General features: G+C 68.2%; 16 protein-coding genes, 1 other RNA gene and 1 pseudogene. 7 read left to right on the forward strand and 11 right to left on the reverse strand.

What is annotated here, in order from left to right; all coding sequences use genetic code 11:
- Positions 1 to 12: 12 nt before the first annotated feature.
- The gene (locus tag ABD768_RS25280) at positions 13 to 669 is read right to left on the reverse strand and encodes a hypothetical protein (RefSeq protein WP_344844616.1); all 657 of its coding nucleotides are present in this window, start codon (positions 667 to 669) and stop codon (positions 13 to 15) included.
- Positions 670 to 815: 146 nt separating this feature from the next.
- On the opposite strand from ABD768_RS25280, the gene ABD768_RS25285 reads away from it, so the two are divergent.
- Both ABD768_RS25285 and ABD768_RS25290 read left to right on the forward strand, forming a co-directional pair.
- Entirely contained in the window at positions 816 to 1,778 is a 963-nt protein-coding gene (locus ABD768_RS25285) for an SLAC1 family transporter (protein ID WP_344844617.1), read from the forward strand.
- Positions 1,779 to 1,858: 80 nt separating this feature from the next.
- A complete protein-coding gene (locus ABD768_RS25290) occupies positions 1,859 to 2,812 on the forward strand; it encodes an SLAC1 family transporter (protein WP_344844618.1) in 954 nt (317 codons plus the stop codon).
- A gap of 80 nt (positions 2,813 to 2,892) precedes the next feature.
- On the opposite strand, the gene ABD768_RS25295 is transcribed toward ABD768_RS25290, so the two are convergent.
- From ABD768_RS25295 to rfbA, 5 genes and pseudogenes are all read right to left on the reverse strand, one after another.
- The gene (locus ABD768_RS25295; protein WP_164600585.1) at positions 2,893 to 3,537 is read right to left on the reverse strand and encodes a DUF5063 domain-containing protein; all 645 of its coding nucleotides are present in this window, start codon (positions 3,535 to 3,537) and stop codon (positions 2,893 to 2,895) included.
- Positions 3,530 to 4,129, reverse strand: a complete 600-nt coding sequence (recR, locus tag ABD768_RS25300) for a recombination mediator RecR (protein WP_343967336.1) — start codon at positions 4,127 to 4,129, stop codon at positions 3,530 to 3,532. Before recR ends, ABD768_RS25295 begins: the two co-directional genes overlap by 8 nt.
- A gap of 1 nt (position 4,130) precedes the next feature.
- On the reverse strand, positions 4,131 to 4,598 hold the full coding sequence (locus ABD768_RS25305; RefSeq protein WP_344844621.1) for a YbaB/EbfC family nucleoid-associated protein: 468 nt from the start codon (positions 4,596 to 4,598) through the stop codon (positions 4,131 to 4,133).
- A 1,807-nt stretch (positions 4,599 to 6,405) separates the two neighbouring features.
- A pseudogene (locus ABD768_RS25310) lies at positions 6,406 to 7,968 on the reverse strand (DNA polymerase III subunit gamma and tau); the annotation flags it as partial.
- A 36-nt stretch (positions 7,969 to 8,004) separates the two neighbouring features.
- The gene (gene rfbA / locus ABD768_RS25315; RefSeq protein ID WP_343967332.1) at positions 8,005 to 8,877 is read right to left on the reverse strand and encodes a glucose-1-phosphate thymidylyltransferase RfbA; all 873 of its coding nucleotides are present in this window, start codon (positions 8,875 to 8,877) and stop codon (positions 8,005 to 8,007) included.
- Between the two features lie 312 nt (positions 8,878 to 9,189).
- Here rfbA and ABD768_RS25320 point away from each other — a divergent pair, with 312 nt between their 5' ends.
- Positions 9,190 to 9,960, forward strand: a complete 771-nt coding sequence (locus ABD768_RS25320; protein WP_344844622.1) for a nucleotidyltransferase domain-containing protein — start codon at positions 9,190 to 9,192, stop codon at positions 9,958 to 9,960.
- 6 nt (positions 9,961 to 9,966) lie between these two features.
- Here ABD768_RS25320 and ABD768_RS25325 read toward each other — a convergent pair whose 3' ends face one another.
- Positions 9,967 to 11,592 carry a long-chain fatty acid--CoA ligase gene (locus tag ABD768_RS25325; protein WP_343967328.1) on the reverse strand — a complete coding sequence of 542 codons (1,626 nt, stop codon included), beginning with the start codon at positions 11,590 to 11,592 and terminating at the stop codon, positions 9,967 to 9,969.
- A 74-nt stretch (positions 11,593 to 11,666) separates the two neighbouring features.
- Positions 11,667 to 12,755, reverse strand: coding sequence for a Gfo/Idh/MocA family protein (locus ABD768_RS25330; protein ID WP_344844624.1), 1,089 nt, complete (start codon positions 12,753 to 12,755; stop codon positions 11,667 to 11,669).
- A gap of 62 nt (positions 12,756 to 12,817) precedes the next feature.
- Here ABD768_RS25330 and ABD768_RS25335 point away from each other — a divergent pair, with 62 nt between their 5' ends.
- From ABD768_RS25335 to ABD768_RS25345, 3 genes are read left to right on the forward strand one after another with little or no spacing between them, the layout of a single operon-like run.
- The gene (locus ABD768_RS25335; protein ID WP_343967324.1) at positions 12,818 to 13,648 is read left to right on the forward strand and encodes an N-acyl homoserine lactonase family protein; all 831 of its coding nucleotides are present in this window, start codon (positions 12,818 to 12,820) and stop codon (positions 13,646 to 13,648) included.
- A gap of 17 nt (positions 13,649 to 13,665) precedes the next feature.
- Entirely contained in the window at positions 13,666 to 14,130 is a 465-nt protein-coding gene (locus ABD768_RS25340) for a MarR family winged helix-turn-helix transcriptional regulator (protein WP_343967322.1), read from the forward strand.
- Positions 14,131 to 14,137: 7 nt separating this feature from the next.
- The gene (locus ABD768_RS25345) at positions 14,138 to 14,527 is read left to right on the forward strand and encodes a hypothetical protein (protein ID WP_344844626.1); all 390 of its coding nucleotides are present in this window, start codon (positions 14,138 to 14,140) and stop codon (positions 14,525 to 14,527) included.
- Here the strand turns inward: ABD768_RS25345 and ABD768_RS25350 are convergent.
- Positions 14,486 to 15,658 (reverse strand): acyl-CoA dehydrogenase family protein, encoded by a 1,173-nt coding sequence (locus ABD768_RS25350; RefSeq protein WP_344844628.1) that lies wholly within the window; start codon positions 15,656 to 15,658, stop codon positions 14,486 to 14,488. The genes ABD768_RS25345 and ABD768_RS25350 overlap by 42 nt on opposite strands.
- Before the next feature lie 55 nt (positions 15,659 to 15,713).
- Here ABD768_RS25350 and ABD768_RS25355 point away from each other — a divergent pair, with 55 nt between their 5' ends.
- Entirely contained in the window at positions 15,714 to 16,583 is an 870-nt protein-coding gene (locus tag ABD768_RS25355; protein WP_344844630.1) for an alpha/beta fold hydrolase, read from the forward strand.
- A gap of 96 nt (positions 16,584 to 16,679) precedes the next feature.
- On the opposite strand, the gene nadE is transcribed toward ABD768_RS25355, so the two are convergent.
- Positions 16,680 to 17,498 (reverse strand): ammonia-dependent NAD(+) synthetase, encoded by an 819-nt coding sequence (nadE, locus tag ABD768_RS25360; protein ID WP_343967314.1) that lies wholly within the window; start codon positions 17,496 to 17,498, stop codon positions 16,680 to 16,682.
- A gap of 78 nt (positions 17,499 to 17,576) precedes the next feature.
- An RNA gene (ffs, locus tag ABD768_RS25365) (signal recognition particle sRNA small type) lies at positions 17,577 to 17,673 on the reverse strand.
- Between the last annotated feature and the right edge of the window lie 27 nt (positions 17,674 to 17,700).

The following is a 17,700-nucleotide window of genomic DNA, read 5'->3' on the forward strand; positions in this document are numbered from 1 at the left end:
CCTCGACCGGCTTCAGGGGCGCGGGTAGCCGATCTCGGCGATGTCGTCCTTGAGGTCCTTGAGCATCACCTCGGGGTTGAGCGCGGTGACGATCTCCTCGGTGAGCGGCATCAGGGCGTAGACATGCGCGACCGCGTCGAGCTCCAGGGCGACTTCGTAGTACGACTCGGCGAAGGTCAGGTAGGCCTCGGGCCGCCCGTTGGCGATCAGGTCGAACAGCCAGTCGGCGCCGTCCTTGTCCACCCCTTCGACCGGTCCGCACAACCAGCGGTCGTCGGCGGGAGTACGCCAGAAGCAAACGGTCACCGAGCGATTGCCCTGGTCGTCGGTGAAGGACGGCTCGTCCAGCGCCGGCGCGAGCTCGTCGGGAACCCCGATGAAGAGGCCCGGCCAGGTTTCCTTGCCCGGCCGGCCCCAGGGCGAGATCGGTGAGTCGTGATCGAAGCCCTGCGCGATGACACCATCGGGCGAGAACACGATCGAGTAGTCGTCGCCCGTGCCGCTCCGCATCAACGCCGCCTCGTCGGTCGGCGACCACTGCGCATCGAAGGAGTAGATCCGGTACTCCGGCTCGGGGCTGAGCACGGCGTCCAGCATCGCGAGGGCGCGACTGATCCGGCGGACCTTGTCGACGTCGGGCAGCCGGCCGAGCAGTTCGTAAACGGACACCCGGACATTCAATCGGTTCGCGGCCCCGATCGCGAGGCCGGTCGCGCCGACCTGTGGACAACCCACGCCGGCCGGGAATATCTCCACGGACTGCGCGCTTATCGCGGGAGAACGGTCGTTTTCATTGGTCGAGAGGGATGACTGGCATGGCTGCCGGTAAGACTTTTCCGTTGAACTTGTTCGGGATCGCGTTCGGCTTGTCCGGCCTGGCCGGGACCTGGACCGCGGCCGGCGAGAAGCTCGGTCTCGATGCCGCCGTAGCGAACGCGTTCTGGATCCTTGCGGCCGTTGCCTGGGCGGTCAGCGTTGTCCGGTACCTGCTCGGCGCCCGCACCCTGCGGCAGATCATGGAGGACCTGGGGCATCCCGTCCTCGGCCCGTTCGCGGCGCTGGTCCCGGCGAGCGGAATGCTGCTCGGAGCGAGACTCAGCCACTACGCGCCGACAGCCGGCAAGACCGTCGTGGTGATCATGTTCGTACTGAGCATCGCCATCGCGACTCTCTTCGTCCGGCATTTGATGCTCGGTGGACTCGACGTCGACAAGCTGCACCCTGGGTACTTGCTGCCGACGGTGGCGGCCGGGCTGATCGGCGGTCAGAGCCTCGCGACGGTGGGGCTGCACTCGGTGGGCATCGCCTCCTTCGCGGTCGGCATCCTGATGTGGCTGCTGCTCGGCGCCGCCCTCACGGCCCGGCTGGCCTTCCGGCCTTCGTTGCCTACGGCACTCATTCCGACGATCGCGATCTTCGCCGCGCCGCCGGCCGTCGGCGGTAACGCCTGGTTCGCGTTGTCCGGTCGCGCCGATCTCTTCCAGCACGCGCTTCTGGGCAGCTTCGTGCTGCTGATCCTGGTTCAGCTGGCGCTGATTCCGACGTACGCGAAGCTGCCGTTCGGGTTGGGTTTCTGGGCGCTGACCTTCACGACGGCCGCGAGCGGGACGTACGGCATCCATTGGCTGACCGCGTCGGGGGTCGCGCTGGGTGGGGTGTGGACGGTCGCCGTGCTGGCCGCCGTCACCTTGCTGATCAGCTGGATCGCGGTCCGTTCGATCGTCTTCGTGACCGCCAACCACCGCAAGACAGCGTTGGAGCCGGTCGCGGCGCGCTGAGAGGGCTAGCCTTCGAGCTGGGAGGAACTTCCCACCAGTAGGTCCGGAATGCCTGCACGAGTCCGGAGGCTGCACAGTTCATGGTCGCTCGCAAAGCATTCCCGTTCCCGTTGTTCGGCATCGCGTTCGGTCTGTCCGGCCTGGCCGGGACGTGGACCGTCGCGGCCGACGCTCTGCACTTCACCATCGGCATCGCCAACGCCTTGTGGATCGTTGCCGCAGGCGCCTGGTTGATCAGCCTCGTCCGGTACGGGCTGGGGGCTCGTACCGTGCGTCAGGTGCTGGCCGATGCCCATCACCCGGTGCAGGGCGTCTTCGTCGCGCTGATCCCCGCCAGCGGGTTGCTGCTCGGGGCACGGCTGAGCCAGTACTGGTCGGTCGCCGGCAAGACGGTCGTGGTGATCATGGCGGTGCTGACGGCAGTACTGGCCGCGTACTTCGTGCACCGGCTGATGCTCGGTGGGCTCGAACTCGATCAGATCCACCCGGCGTACCTGCTGCCGACGGTCGCGATCACCTTCATCGGCGGTCAGACGCTGGCGACGATCGGATTGCACGAGCTCGGCTTCGCGTCGTTTGGCGTCGGCGTGCTGCTGTGGCTGGTGGTCGGCGCCGCGATCACCGTCCGGCTCGCAACCCGGCCGCTGCTACCGGCGCCGCTGATCCCGACATTCGCCGTCTACGCGGCGCCACCCGCCGTCGGTGGCAATGCCTACTTCGCCCTGACCGGCCACCCCGACGCCTTCCAGCACGCCTGGCTGGGCACCTTCGTCCTGTTCCTGCTGGTCCAGCTCGCGCTGATCCCGACCATCGCGAAGCTCCCGTTCGCGCTGACCTTCTGGACGATGACCTTCACCACCGCGGCCGCCGGCACCTACGGCATCCACTGGCTGGTCGCAACGGACGCACCGCTCCGCGACCTGTGGACCATCGTCATCCTCGCTCTGGTGACCCTGTGGATCGGCTGGGTCGCGGTCCGCTCGATCCTTCTCGTCGTCGGTCAGCACCGCCAGACGCCTGCGGCGGCCCGCTGAGCGGATCACCTACCGGCTCGCGACAACGCCCGGCCTTCCGCGTTTCCGCGTGGAGGCCGCGCGTTTCGTCGTACCGGGTATCAGCGGCGCTGGACTGCTTCCTCGGCGACCTCGACCAGTTCGCGGTCGGTTGCCTCGGTCTCCGCGTCGTGGGCCGGCTCGAGCCGGTCGTGCGCGATGAGGGACTGGATGGCGCGCAGTACTGCGCTCGCCGCTGCACCCCAGGTGGAGACGTAGGAGAACTGCCACCACCACAGCGCCTCGACGACCCGGCCCTCTTCGTAGTGCGCGAGGCCGTGCACCAGATCGGTCGCGATCGCGGTCAGGTCGTCGGAGAGCCGGTTGACGGTGATCTCCGGCGGAGCCGCGTACGGGTCGAAGACCTCGGCGTACTCGTCGAGGCCCTCGAACAGGATCGCCAGCCGGTCGCGCATCGCGTCCAGGTCCGGATCCGGGCCCGCGTCGCTCTCGAACCGCTCCTCCGGGACGAAGTCCTCGAAGGCACCCAGCCGCCCGCCGGCCAGCAGCAACTGGCTGACCTCGAGCAGCAGGTACGGCAGCGAGGCGAGTCCCTCGTCGACGCCGTCCTCATCGGGCTGCGCGGCGATGTCGCGCACGGAGATGAGGAAGCTCTGCACCTGGTCCGCGATCTGTTCGGCGAATTCCAGCAGGTCCTCGGAATCCGTCGCCAAAGCGCGCTCTGCAATATCGGTTGATTCAGTCATCGATCGATCGTCGCCCTTCAAACGCCCGTCCGAGTGTGACCTCGTCGGCGTACTCGAGGTCACCGCCTACTGGAAGTCCACTAGCCAAACGGGTGACGCGCAACCCCATGGGCCTCAACAACCGGCTCAGGTAGGTTGCAGTCGCCTCACCCTCGAGGTTCGGATCGGTGGCCAGAATGATCTCGGTCACCGCTCCGTCGGCCAGCCGCAGCATCAGTTCCCTGATCCGCAGCTCGTCCGGCCCGATCCCCTCGATCGGCGAGATCGCGCCGCCGAGGACGTGGTAGCGGCCGCGGAACTCGCGGGTCCGCTCGATCGCCACGACGTCCTTGGCCTCCTCGACCACGCAGATCAGCGCGAGGTCGCGACGCGGGTCGCGGCAGATCCGGCACTGCGTCTCCTCGGAGACGTTGCCGCAGATCTCGCAGAACTTGACCTTCTCCTTGACCTGCACGAGGACGTGCGCCAAGCGGCGTACGTCGGTCTCGTCGGTCGAGAGCAGATGGAAGGCAATGCGCTGCGCGGACTTCGGACCGACGCCGGGCAGCCGGCCGAGCTCGTCGATGAGGTCCTGGACGACCCCCTCGTACACGTCAGCCCGGGTTCTGACCGGGTGAACCGGTCGCGTCTGGCTTGCCGAAGCCGATGCTCGGCCGCTCCTGGCCTGCGGGGCTGGGCTCGTCGTCATCGTCCGCGCCGCCGCCGAACATGCCGTCGAGGCCGGGCAGACCGCCGCCGAGGCCACCGGCCAGCGGGCCCATCGCGTTCGCCGCGAGCTGCTTGGCGTTCTCCGAGGCGTCCCGGACTGCGGCGACGACCAGGTCGGCCAGCGTCTCGGTGTCGTCGGGGTCCACGGCCTGTGGGTTGATCGTCAGGCTGAGCAGCTCACCGGTGCCGGAGACCAGCGCGGTCACCAGCCCACCGCCGGCACTGCCCTCGACCTCCTGGCTCTCCAGGTTGGCCTGCGCCTCCATCAACTGGCTCTGCATGGCTTGTGCCTGGGCCAGCAGGTTGGACATGTCGAACCCACCAGCGCCCTGCGAACCGCCACCGTCGAACACCGCGATCTCCCGTCCGAACTGCTTCCCAGTTCCACTTGCTCCCCGAGCCTAGCCGGTCGCTGCGACAACCCGGCGTCCCGGTGGAAACCGATGAGTCTCCCAAGCCTTCTCCACAAGTTGTGGACACCTTTATCCACAGCCTGTGGACGACTGTCCTGCCAGAGCCTGACCGTTCACTCGCCCGCTGTGGATGAACAAGCCCCAACCTGTGAATTCGAAAAGAGTTCACTTCCCACCCCTTGGTGCAGGGTGGAACGAGTGGGTCGGGTCAGTTGGTTTCTTCGCTGATGATCTGAGCGCCCAGCGTCTCGGCCAGCAGATCGGTGTGGCTGCGAGAGTCCTCTTCGAGCACGATGTCGTCCTCGCCGATGGCCTCCGCCTCCTCCTCAGGAGTCAACGGCACCTCATGAACCGGTACTTCGGCAGCCCGCCGACTCTGTTCAGCCGCCACCGCGGCCTCAGCCGCCCGCCGCTTACTGGCCGCCTGCTCTCGCCGATCCTCCGAAGCCTCAGGCGTCGCAGCCGGCGCCGGGGGCCCACCCGCCTGCTGATCCCCTTGCAACCCACCCTGCTCAGCCCCCGCCGGCGTCACCTGCACGGCGACTGCCGGTCCTCCGACACTCGCCTGCGCACTCGAGGCCGCGTCCGGCTCGCGCAACGCGGTAGCCACCGCACCGTCGCCACTAGCCGCGACAGCTACAGACCCATCGCCCCCAGCACCCTGCGAACCGCCAGCCCCGTAACCGCCAGCTGCACCGTTCCCACCCGAACCGCTCGCCCCGCCAGCGCCCGCTCCGGGACCGCCCGCTCCCGGACCGCCTGCCCCCGGACCGCCTACGCCTGAGCCGCCTGCTCCCTGGCTGCCTGCACCAGCGCCAGTGCCGCCTGCACCGGGGCCACCGGGGCCACCGGGGCCACCGGGGCCACCGGGGCCCTGGCTACCTGCTCCGGAGCCTTGCAGGCTGCCCGAAGCGCCGGCACCTGGAGCCTGCTGCACGCCACCCGCGCCTGCTGCATTCCCGCCCGGGCCGGCGCCCTGGGCGTTCCCCCCGGGTGCGTTCGCGCCCGGGGCTGCGGTGTGTGCGTTCGTCGTACCGGCGGTTGGGGCATCCCAGGATGAGGGTGGTGGGGAGCTTGGGGGTGGTGCTGCGGGCGGGGTAGCGCCTGGGTCGCTTGAGGGGTCGACGACGGCTTCGATGCGGCGGTTGAGGCCGATCGTGTCGATCATCGCCTGCTGCAGAATCTCGTCGCTGCCCGATCGCGCGAAGCTCTCCCGCGCACCGGCATTCACCAGGCCAAGTGTCAGCGTCTGCTCATCAATCGCGATGACCTGAGCGTTCTGACTCAGCATGATCCATGCGAACCGCCGCTTGGCCTTCACCGCCTCAAGAATCTCCGGCCACAACCGCCGAACATCAATCAACCCAACAGACCCCGAGGAAGTCCCCGCAGCCGCAGGCCCACCCCCACGCCCAGCCGGCGCCGGTGCAGTACCCGAAGCCGGCGCAGCAGGAGCTGCCTGCGCAGGTGCGCTAGCCGGCGCCTGACCACCAGGTGCTGCAACCTGCGCGGAACGATCGCTCTGTGCGGGAGCCGCCACAGGCTCATCCCCCCAAGCACCAGACCGCGAACCGGTGTTATCCACCGGCGCAGCCGCGCCACCCTGCGCCGCCCCCGCCGGAGCGCCGCCCGGCCCGGACACACCGCCTTGCCCCGCCCCCGCCGGAGCACTGCCTGGCCCGGGCACACCGCCTTGCCCCGGCCCTGCCGGAGCACTGCCTGGCCCGGACGCACCGCCTTGCCCCGGCCCGGCCGGAGCACTGCCTTGCGCCGCCCCTGCCGGTGCGCTCGCGTGCCCGCCCCCGGCCGCCGACGAGCCACCTGGCACCGTCGATGCCTGGCCCTGCCCGGCGCCCAACTGCTCCTGAGCCTGCGCCGATCCGCCTGGCTCACCACCCTGCTGCGAGCCACCCGCCGCCACCTGCGGCGCCGCTGGCTGGCCTCCACCCTGAGCAGCTTGCGAAGGCGAACCCTGGCTTCCAACCGGTGCTCCCTGCGGAGCGGCGGCGTGGGTCGGGGGGCCCGCCGGGGCTGACTGCTGGTGCTGGGGTTGGTGCGTGGCCGGCGTACCGGCTGGGATTGAGCCGCCGGTGATGGTCAGGCGGCGTTCCATGCGGTCCAGGCGGGCTTGAATGCCGTTGGTGGAGTCGTCGGCGCCGGGGAGCAGCACCTTGGCGCAGATCAGTTCCAGCTGGAGGCGGGGAGCCGTCGCGCCGCGCATCTCCAGCAGACCGGCCGCGACGATGTCAGCCGCGCGGGTCAGCTCAGCCGCGCCGATACCCGCCGCCTGCGTCTGCAGCCGCTCGCCCTGGTCCTCGGCCGCCTCGATCAGCCCGGAGGCGACCGCGTTCGGTACCGCCGACAAAATCACCAGGTCACGCAATCGCCGCAGCAGATCCTCGGCGAACCGCTTGGGGTCCTGCCCGGTCTCGATGACCTTCTCGATCGTCTCGAACACGGCCCTGCTGTCGTGCGCCGCGAACCCATCCACGCACGCATCCAGCAACGAGTCCGGCGTGAAGCCGAGCAGCTGCACAGCCAGCCGGTACGTCACCCCGTCGCTGTCCGCACCACCGATCAACTGATCGAGAACGCTCAGCGAGTCACGCACCGACCCAGCGCCCGCGCGAACCACCAGCGGCAGCGCGGCCGGCTCGATCGTGACGCCCTCGGCCTCACAAAGGGTCGCCATGTACTCAGCGAGCGCCTTCGGCGGTACCAACCGGAAGGGGTAGTGGTGCGTCCGGGACCGGATCGTCCCGATCACCTTCTCGGGCTCGGTCGTCGCGAAGATGAACTTGAGGTGCGGCGGCGGCTCCTCGACCAGCTTCAGCAGGGCGTTGAAGCCCTGCGTCGTGACCATGTGCGCCTCGTCGATGATGTAGATCTTGTAGCGGCTCTCGACCGGCGCGAAGAAGGCCCGCTCGCGCAGGTCGCGCGCGTCGTCGACACCACCGTGCGAGGCGGCGTCGATCTCGATCACGTCGATGCTGCCGGGACCACCGCGGGCCAGGTCGGTACACGACTTGCAGACCCCGCACGGCTCGGCGATCGGGCCCTTCTCGCAGTTGATCGCGCGGGCCAGGATCCGGGCGCTGGTGGTCTTGCCGCAGCCGCGTGGACCGGAGAACAGATAGGCGTGGTTCACCCGGTTGTTGCTCAGCGCGTTCCGCAGCGGAACGGTGACATGGTCCTGCCCGATCACCTCGGAGAAGGTCTCCGGGCGGTACCGGCGATACAACGCAAGGGGTGCTTCCACGACGGCAACCCTAGCGCCGAGCGCCGACAATCCACGCTCCCCCGTGCACAGGTAGCGCACAGATCACCGCTGACCGCCCCCGCCGGCTCAATGCAGACCTTCCTCCAGCAGCCCGAGCAGGTAGTCCCCGTAGCCCGACTTGGGCAGAGCGTCGGCGCAGCGCTGCAGCCCGGCGTCGTCGATGAATCCGCGCCGCCAGGCGATCTCCTCCGGACAGCTGATCTTCTGCCCTTGCCGCGTCTCGACCGCCCGGACGTACTCCCCGGCCGACATCAGCGCGTCGAACGTCCCAGTGTCGAGCCAGGCGGTACCGCGGGGCAGGACCTCCACCTGCAACCGCTTGTCCTGGAGGTAGCTCGCATTGACCGCAGTGATCTCCAGCTCGCCACGCGCCGATGGCCGGACCTCCTTGGCGACCTCGACGACATCGCTGGAGTAGAAGTACAGCCCCGGTACTGCGTACTTGCTCTTCGGCCGTGCCGGCTTCTCCTCGATGCTCAGCGCCCGCCCGTCCGCGTCGAACTCGACCACCCCGTACGCCGACGGGTCCGCGACCCGGTACGCGAAGATGACCCCGCCGTCCACCTCGTTGAACCGCTGCAGGTGCAACCCGAGTCCCGGCCCGTAGAAGATGTTGTCGCCGAGGGCCAGCGCGACCGGGTCCGAGCCGATGAACGACTCCCCGATCAGGAACGCCTGGGCGAGACCGTCCGGGCTGGGCTGTTCGGCGTACGAGATCTCCATCCCGAACTGCGAACCGTCCCCCAGCAACCGCCGGAACTGCGCGGCGTCGCCGGGCCGGGTGATCACCAGCACCTCACGGATGTTCGCCAGGATCAGCGTCGACAGCGGGTAGTAGATCATCGGCTTGTCGTACACCGGCAACAGCTGCTTGCTGACCCCCATCGTCAACGGATGCAGCCGGGTACCGTCGCCGCCGGCCAGGATGATCCCTCGCATTCCCGCCACCCTACCGACGCCGGTCGCCTTGCGCGCACCCCCGGCGATTCGACCGGCAGCCACCTCCACCAGCCCAACGACCGCCACACCAGCAGGAAATTCGGCTGCCGCCAACCGGCCCCGCCATCTACCCTTTCGCGGACGACGACCGAAGGACGCCGGGCGCTGGACGCGGGAAGTCGGACGCGGGAAGTCGGACGCGGGAAGTCGGACGCGGACGCGGACGACGAGCCCGGACGACAACCGACGCCCGGCGCGACGAGACGCGACAGTTGACTGCGAACTGGCGCCGCGACGATGAGGAGGCAGCTCGTGCCGGACGACGAAGAGTTTCTCGATCGGGTTGTCGCCAAGCTCGCGGGCCTGCCCGGTGTGACGGCGATTGCGCTTGGCGGCTCGCGCGCCCAAGGAACACATCAGGCCGACAGCGACTGGGATCTCGGGATCTACTACCGGAACACCTTCGATCCGCAGGATCTCCGGGACCTCGGGTGGTCCGGCGAGGTCTTCGAACTAGGCGCCTGGGGCGGCGGCATCTTCAACGGCGGCGCCTGGCTCCAGATCGACGGCCGCAAGGTGGACGTCCACTACCGCGATCTCGCGGTAGTCGAGCGCGTAATCGCGGAGGCCGAGGTCGGACAGTTCACCATCGAACCGCTGATGTTCCACCTGGCCGGTATCCCCAGCTACCTCCTCCTGGCGGAGCTGGCCTTCGCCCAAGTCCTCCACGGCGACCTCCCCCGCCCTACCTACCCACCCGAACTCCAACAGCAAGCCGCGACCAGATGGTGGAACAGTGCCGACCTCCTCTTCGGGTACGCCGAGACAAGCTCCGCCTCCTCCGGACGAGTCACCCAATGCCTGGGCCTGCTGGCTCAGGCCACCATGATGGCGGCCCATGCCGTGATGGCAGCCGAGGGTCGATGGGTAACCAACGAGAAGCGGCTGCTCCCCGATGCCGGCCTCGGCTCGGTCGATGACCTCCTGCTTGATTTCGGCAAGGCCCCGGAGGACCTCGCCTCACTGATCAGGTCCACACGCAACGTCTGCAGCTCTCGCCTCGCAACCGCTACCAACCCCTGACGAGAGTCACTCGAGGTGGTAGTCGGCGAACCGAGTCCGCAGGTCCTTCTTGGAGAACTTGCCGACGCTGGTCTTCGGCACCTCGTCGATGAACTCGACCGCGTCGGGCAGCCACCACTTGGCAACCAACGGCTCCAGGTACGCAAGGATCTCTTCGGACGTCGCGGTCGCACCCTCTTGCAGTACTACGCACGCCAGCGGCCGCTCGTCCCACTTCGGATGCGGTACGCCGATGACCGCCGCCTCCCTGATCGCCGGGTGAGCCATCAGCAGGTTCTCCAACTCCACCGAGCTGATCCACTCGCCACCGGACTTCACCAGGTCCTTCGTCCGGTCGACGAGCCGCACTGAGCCGTACTGATCGATGGCGGCGACGTCGCCCGTCTTCATCCAGCCGTCCTCGGTGTTGAGCTCGACCCCTGCATCGGGCCGGTAGTACTCCGCCGCGATCCACGGCCCGCGGACCTGCAGCTCACCCGTCGCCTCGTCATTCCACGGCAATGGGGTGATGGATCCTGGCTCGACGATCCGCACCTCGACCCCCGGCAACGGCAGTCCTTGCCGGGCGCGGAGCTTGGCCTGCTCCTCCTCGGGCAGCCCTTGGTCGCGCGTCGGAATGTGCGAGGCCGTCGCGACCGGGCTCGTCTCGGTCATGCCCCAGGCCTGCAGGATCGGCTTGCCGAGCTTGCTCCGGAATGCCTCGGACAGCGCCAGCGGCACGGCCGAACCACCACACGGGATCCGCCGGAGCTTGGGCAGCTCCACACCGTCCAGCAACGGCAACAGCCCTTGCCAGATCGTCGGCACGCCCGCGGCGACCGTGACGTCTTGCTCCTTCAGCAGCTTGAGGATCCCCTGCGGCGACATGTCCGGCCCGGGGAAGACCAGGCTCGCGCCGGCCATCGGTGCCGCATGCGCGAGCCCCCACGCATTGGCGTGGAACATCGGCACCACCGGCAGCACGGTGTCGGTCTCGTGGAGCCCGATGGCGGCGTTGGTGAGCACCCCGATCGAATGCAGCCAGGTCGAGCGGTGGGAGTAGACGACGCCCTTGGGGTTGCCGGTCGTCCCGCTCGTGTAGCACATGGCGGCGGCCTGGTTTTCGTCCTCGACGTGGAACTCGACCGGCTCAGCGGCGGCCAGCAGCTCCTCGTAGTCGTGGAAGCGGTCGTCGTCCGGCAGTTCGACGCTCGGAGCACCGGCCGGCAGGTCGTCCATCACCACGACGTGCCGGAGCAACGGCAGCCGGTCGAGCAACGGCAGGAACAGTCCGAGCAACGACCGGTCGACGAAGACCACCTCGTCCTCGGCGTGGTTCGCGATGTAGACGACTTGGTCGGGGAAGAGCCTGATGTTGAGCGTGTGCAGCACCCGCCCGGTACAGGGCGCCGCGAAGTACAGCTCGAGGTGACGGCCCGAGTTCCAGGCGAAGGTGCCGACCCGGCCGTCCGAGCTGATGCCCAGCGTGTCGAAGACGCCGCCGAGCCGTCGCGTCCGCGCTGCCCACTCCGCGTACGTAGTACTGGTAGGTGCTGGGCCGCCGGTGTAGACGGTCTTGTCCGGGAAGAATTGCTCCGCGCGGCGGAAGATCGTGTCCAGGGACAGCTGGGAATCCTGCATCAGACCCTTCATGCACACACTGTGCCAGTCCCGATGTCAGGTTGACCATGACCGCACAGTGACCTGCAACTGCACTGAGAAGGAACTCACACCGCCTCCGACCACGCCTCGGCGACGGTTTTCACCGCCACACCCGAACGAACCGACTCGGCGATCGCCAGCGCGATCAGATGGTCCTGACTCGCCGAAGCCAGCGGGTACGGCGGCTCGCCCGCACCCCGGCACCAATCCGTCATCCCGGCCAGCAACGACCCGATCGCGATCTCCTCGTCAGCCAGCCGGACCCCGGGAAACGGGTTCCGGTAGACCACCGATCCGTCGAGGCTGAGATGGTCGAGAGCGAACCCCTCCAGATTCGGCCCGAGCCCCGTCTGCCGCCGCACCAGCTGCGACTCGACAGCCGTCACCGGATCGACGAGCCGCACCACCCGATCGTCGACCAGCTCACCATGACTCCCCCGAATCACGATCCGGCTGCTGCGCAAGGGGTTGTGCCACTGGTTGTCGGTGAAGTCGTAAACCCCGACCCGACCGCCGAAATCCAGCGTCGCCAAAGTGGTGGCCGCCGGACGCACCACGCTCGAGCCAGTCCAGCCGTCCCGCGTCATCGGATCGACCAGCGGCGCCTCGAACGACCGCGCCGCAACCGTCGCCGGCTCCATCCCGACCCCGAGCAGCCGCCGAATCACCGACACCGCGTGGTACAGATGCGTCGACGACAGCTGAACCGACCCGACCTCCCCGAGCGCACCACGACGCACCAGCGACAACTGCGCCGCGTGCAAAGGCAGGAAGGGATTCTGCTCAGCCACCTGCACCAACCCACTGGCGCCCACAGAGGACCAAAGCCGCCGCAGCCCCTCCACATCCGGCGCCGGCGGCGTCTCGGTCAGCACCGGGATGCCCTCGGCAACCAACTCGGCAGTCACTCCCGGCGCGACCTCCCACGGCACGGACACCACGACGAAGTCCGGCCGCCCAGCCGCGAGCAACGAATCCACCGACCGGTACGCCGGTACGCCCCACCGCCCCTCAACTTCCTCTCCCCGCGACGCGGTCCGAGTGACCACCCCACTCACCGCGAACCGCGAGGGCATCACCTCCGCCAACCGCAGGAAGAACTCGCTCCGCCACCCACTACCAACGACCGCGTACCGCCCCGGCTGCTCCGACATGCCCCAAGTCTCCCGCCCGGTCATTAGTTGACACGACATACATGTCGTGTAATGTATTGGGCATGGACATCGACAGAGTCACCACCCTCAGCACCGGAAGCGTCCGGATCCGCCCCGAGCACGTCGGCCCGACGGACAAGAACATGTACGTCTGGCTCGCCACCTCGAAGAGCTGGACCCCGCCGCGGCCGATCAACGTCTACGTCGTGGAGCATCCCGACGGCCTGGTCCTGTTCGACACCGGTCAGGACCGCGCGTCCGTCACCGACCCGGACTACTTCCCCGGCGGCCTGAACGGCATCGTCTACGACCGTCTCGCGACCTTCGAGATAGCGCCCGAGCAGACCCTCTCGAACCTGCTGACCGCAGCCGGATACGACATCGCCGACGTCCACACGGCAGTGCTGTCGCATCTGCACCAGGACCACATCGGCGGCCTGCGAGAGCTCAGCAAGGCGCGGATCGTCGTCGCGGACGAGGAGTGGAAGTCGATGCGCCGGCCGCTCCCCACCGCCCGCGGCTACCTGCGACGGCACATCGAGCGCCCCGACCTGCGCTGGGAGCGCATCCACTACGAAGGCATCGCCCCGATCGGTCCGTTCGACCAGGGACACGACCTGTTCCAAGACGGCAGCCTCGTGCTGCTGCCGACACCGGGCCACACCCCCGGCTCGCTCTCCATGCTCGTACGCCGCACCGGCAGGCCACCCCTACTGATGGTCGGCGACCTGACGTACGACGCCGATCTACTCGCTGCCGGCGAGATCCCCGGAGTCGGCAAGCGGCCGGAACTGCACCGCGCCGTCGCCAAGGTCAACCAGTTGCGCGAACTGTTCCCCGACCTCGTCGTACTGGCCGCCCATGATCCCGCCGCACACCTCGCCTTGCACTAGCAGGAGGATGTCGCTCCATGAAGGTTGCTGAAGAACTCCGGTACCTGATCCTCGCGATCCAGCGAGAGGGCAACCGGCTACTTGCCGCGGAGCTCCGCCCCCTAGGCGTCACGCCCTCGCAGGCGGAAGTACTGCGCGTACTACGCGACCACGGCCCCCTCACCCTCAGCGCACTCGGCGGACTGCTCGTCTGCGAGACCGGCAACAGCCCCAGCCGCCTAGTGGACCGCCTGGTCGCACAGGGCCTGGTGCAGCGCGACACGGACCCGGACGACCGCCGGTACCTCGCACTGAGCCTCACTGCCGAGGGGAAGGCCCTCAGCAAGCGCATAGTCGCCGCCGAGGACAAGCTGCATCACGCCATCGATCAACTCGTCACCGGCCAACCAGTGGCCGAGACCATCACCACCCTCCGCGCCCTGGCCGGCGCCTTCCCCGCCGGAGAGGCACTGGCCAGACGCCGCGCCACCGAGAAGGAGTGAAACCCCAATGCAGCAAGCAACTCTGCACATCGAAGGCCCAGTCGCCGACGTACTACTGGACCCACTCGCCCTGCCATCGTGGAACGAGGCGTTCCTCAGCATCGACGGCCCAGCGACGCCATCAGGCCACCGCTACCAGCTGCGAGTACGACCGGGCTTGACCGGCTGGCTCGAGTACACGGCCATCTCACCGACCCGGATCGACATCACCTGGCAGGTGCCCGGCTTCCACGAGGACGGGGTCTGGCAGATCGACCAGGGCCGGGTCACCCACTCGTTCGAGCACACCGGCCCGCTGGCCGCCGTGCTGCGTCCTGCCTATCGCGGGATCGCCACAGTGCGGCTGCAACGCCTCTCAGTTGAAGTGGGCGCCAGGCTTGCGGTATCCGCGCAGTAGATCGCGCGAGATGATCAGCCGCTGCATCTCGTCCGTCCCCTCGAAGATGCGCCACAGCCGCACCTCGCGGAACCAGCGCTCGATCGGCAGCTCCTTCGTGTAGCCCATCCCGCCATGGATCTGCAGCACCCGGTCGGCGACCCGGTTGACCGTATTGGTCCCATAGAGCTTGGCGATCGCACTGTCGTGCTGCGGCGGCCGCCCCTGGTCGACGGACCAGGCCGCATAGAAGACAAGCCACCGGGCTGCCTCCAGCTCGACCTCGGAGTCCGCGATCATCCACTGGATCGCCTGGTTGTCCCCGATCGGATTGCCGAAGGTCTCCCGCGTGGTCGAGTGCTCGATCGCCAACTGCAGAAGGCGTTCACACGCACCAAGACCGCGGGCAGGGATGATGAAGCGACCCTTCATGATCCACCGCATCGCCAGCTCGTAGCCCTGCCCGATCTCGCCGAGCACATGATCGTGCGGCACCCGCACGTCGTCGAAGCTCAGCGTCGCCGGGACCGCCTGGCCCATCGTCACGATCGGGTCGGACGTCCAGCCACGGTCCCGGTCGACCAGGAAGGCGGTGAACCCACCCTTCGACCCCAACTCCCCATCAGTGACCGCGATGACGATCGCGAAATCCGCCTCGTTGCCACCCGTGATGAAGGTCTTCTCACCCCGGATCACCCACTCGTCACCATCGCGGCGGGCGGTCGTCCGGATCGCCCGCGTATCGGAGCCGGCCCCCGGCTCGGTGATCGCGAAACACGACTTCCGCTCACCCGAGATCGTCGGCAGCAGGTACTCCTTGCGCTGCTCCTCATTGCATTCGAACAGGATGTTGTCGGCCTCGCCACCGAACGAGAACGGTACGAAAGTACGCCCGAGCTCACTCGTGATCAGCGCCTGGTCGACCGCCGACAGGTCCATCCCGCCGTACTCCTCGGGCGTGCTCAAACCCCAGAACCCGAACGACTTCGCCTTCAGCCGGAGCGCCTTGACGACCTCCGGCTCGATCCCCGGCAACCCTTCCCGCTCCCGCTTGAGCACCTCGTTCTCCAGCGGCATCAGCTCCCGGCGGACGAACTCCCGCGTCGTCTCGCGGATCGCCCGCTGTTCCTCACTGAGCGAGAAGTCGACCATCAGCCCTCCATCGAATGGGTTTTCAACCACCGTAGGCGGTTCTACGCTCGCTCACATGCTGATGGAGATTCGCGGTACAAACCTGTACGTCGATCAGCGCGGCCCGTCGAACGCCCCGGCGCTCCTGTTCCTGCACGGCGGACCCGGCTCGGGAACGTACGACTTCCTCTCCTTCCAGGGCGACGCACTGTCCAGACACCTCCACCTGATCGCCGTCGACCAACGCGGCGTACAGCACTCCGATCCACTCGTCGGCGAGGTCACCGAGCACGACCTGATCGCCGACTTCGAGGCGCTGCGCGAAGTACTGGGCATCGACAGCTGGGCGATCCTCGGCCACTCGTTCGGCGGCCGGCTGGCGCTCCGGTACGCCGTACTGCATCCCGCGATCGTCGAGCGGGTGATCTTCGAGAACCCGGCCTGGGACTTCGAACTCGTCACCCGAAACCTGGTCCAGGCCGGCCTGCCGCTGTTGCGCGAACTCGGCCTGGCCGAAGGTGTGGAGGAGCTGCTCGACAACCACGGCCCGATGACCGTGGAGATCTGGCAGGAGCGGATCAGCGCGCTGCATCGCCTCGGCGACCGCCGGATGGAGATCTACCTCGGACCAGGCTCGAGGGACCTGAAGCTGCCCGCCGATGACCTACCCGACGAGATCCAGAGCCGTGCCGGGCGGTTCGCCGAGAGAATCATCCGGTCGCCCGGCTTCGTCGAATCGCTGCTGCCGCTGCTCAGCCAGGTGCCGCAGCCGGCGCTGCTGATCAAGGGCGGGTACGACCCCGTCACCAGCCCGACCGAGATCACCCGCTTCCAGCAGGACGTCCGCAACGGCACATACCGGTACTTCGAAGCCGCCGGCCATTTCGTCCACGCCGAAGCCGCCGACGCCTACACCGCCCTCGTCACGGAGTTCCTGCTCGTCTGACCCGGACCGCCATCACACCAACTCGCGCACGGCGCGTCGCCTCACGCCTGCGGACCGCGACGCAGAACGGGTTGGTGTGCGGTGGACGTCCGGAGCTCAGGGAGCGATCGGGACCGCGCGCTTGTGGATGGTGCGCCGGTGGTACCCGATGATCGTCTCGGCCGCCTTGTCGCTGACCTGCTTGCCCTCGAGGAAGTCGTCGATCTCGTCGTACGTCACCCCCAGCACCAGCTCGTCCGGCACACCCGGGTTGCCCGTCTCCAGGTCAGCCGTCGGCACCTTCCCGGTGATCAGGTCGGACGCACCGAGCTTCGCGCCGACCGCCCGCACCCGGCGCTTGGTGAGCCCCGCCAACGGCGTCAGGTCACAGGCGCCATCGCCGTACTTCGTGAAGAACCCCATCACCGCCTCGGCCGCGTGATCCGTCCCGACCACGAGCCCGCCGCGCACCCCGGCGACGGCGTACTGCGCCACCATCCGCTGCCGTGCCTTGACGTTGCCGCTGTGGAAGTCCTCGCGATCACCCAGATCGGCGTGCCTGACCGACTCGACCAGGGCGTCCGTGGCCGGCTTGACGTCGACCGTGAGCGTCTCGTCCGGGCGGATGAACTCCAGCGCCCGCTGCGCGTCGTCCTCGTCGGCCTGTACGCCGTACGGCAGCCGCATCGCGACGAAGCTCGCCTGGCCGCCCTCCGCCCGCACCCGCTCGACGGCTAGCTGGCAGAGGCGGCCCGCAGTACTGGAGTCGACGCCGCCGGAGATACCCAGCACGTACGCCTTGGCGCCCGACGTCCGGAGCTGGTCGACGAGGAACGCGACCCGGCGCTCGATCTCGACGTCGGCATCGAAGGACGGCGTCACCCCGAGCTCGCCGATGATCAGTTCCTGCAGGTACCGGCGGTCGAGCTCGCTCATCGGACTCCCTCGTAGGCGTGGATCGTTCGATCCCAGCCTATTTCGCGGCCTTGGGCGGTGACTGCGATGGGGTCCGGACATAAGGATTCCCCGCGCACCCGGAAGAGCTCACTTACCCTTGCTGCCTTCCGGCCCTGGGGGAGTTGGGCGAGATACCGCCACGCGGGGAACCAGCCAGAAGTGTACGTGATCAGGCCCCCCA

This window comes from Kribbella ginsengisoli (assembly GCF_039537185.1).
Classification (GTDB): domain Bacteria; phylum Actinomycetota; class Actinomycetes; order Propionibacteriales; family Kribbellaceae; genus Kribbella; species Kribbella koreensis.

What these genes read in the sequence shown, in the direction of transcription:
- ABD768_RS25285 (WP_344844617.1), top strand. Translation starts at nt 816, where the DNA reads ATGGCTGCCGGTAAGACTTTTCCGTTGAACTTGTTCGGGATCGCGTTC.
- ABD768_RS25290 (WP_344844618.1), top strand. Translation starts at nt 1,859, where the DNA reads ATGGTCGCTCGCAAAGCATTCCCGTTCCCGTTGTTCGGCATCGCGTTC.
- ABD768_RS25295 (WP_164600585.1), bottom strand. Translation starts at nt 3,537, where the DNA reads ATGACTGAATCAACCGATATTGCAGAGCGCGCTTTGGCGACGGATTCC.
- rfbA (WP_343967332.1), bottom strand. Translation starts at nt 8,877, where the DNA reads ATGCGAGGGATCATCCTGGCCGGCGGCGACGGTACCCGGCTGCATCCG.
- ABD768_RS25325 (WP_343967328.1), bottom strand. Translation starts at nt 11,592, where the DNA reads ATGAAGGGTCTGATGCAGGATTCCCAGCTGTCCCTGGACACGATCTTC.
- ABD768_RS25330 (WP_344844624.1), bottom strand. Translation starts at nt 12,755, where the DNA reads ATGTCGGAGCAGCCGGGGCGGTACGCGGTCGTTGGTAGTGGGTGGCGG.
- ABD768_RS25335 (WP_343967324.1), top strand. Translation starts at nt 12,818, where the DNA reads ATGGACATCGACAGAGTCACCACCCTCAGCACCGGAAGCGTCCGGATC.
- ABD768_RS25340 (WP_343967322.1), top strand. Translation starts at nt 13,666, where the DNA reads ATGAAGGTTGCTGAAGAACTCCGGTACCTGATCCTCGCGATCCAGCGA.
- ABD768_RS25345 (WP_344844626.1), top strand. Translation starts at nt 14,138, where the DNA reads ATGCAGCAAGCAACTCTGCACATCGAAGGCCCAGTCGCCGACGTACTA.
- ABD768_RS25350 (WP_344844628.1), bottom strand. Translation starts at nt 15,658, where the DNA reads ATGGTCGACTTCTCGCTCAGTGAGGAACAGCGGGCGATCCGCGAGACG.
- ABD768_RS25355 (WP_344844630.1), top strand. Translation starts at nt 15,714, where the DNA reads ATGCTGATGGAGATTCGCGGTACAAACCTGTACGTCGATCAGCGCGGC.
- nadE (WP_343967314.1), bottom strand. Translation starts at nt 17,498, where the DNA reads ATGAGCGAGCTCGACCGCCGGTACCTGCAGGAACTGATCATCGGCGAG.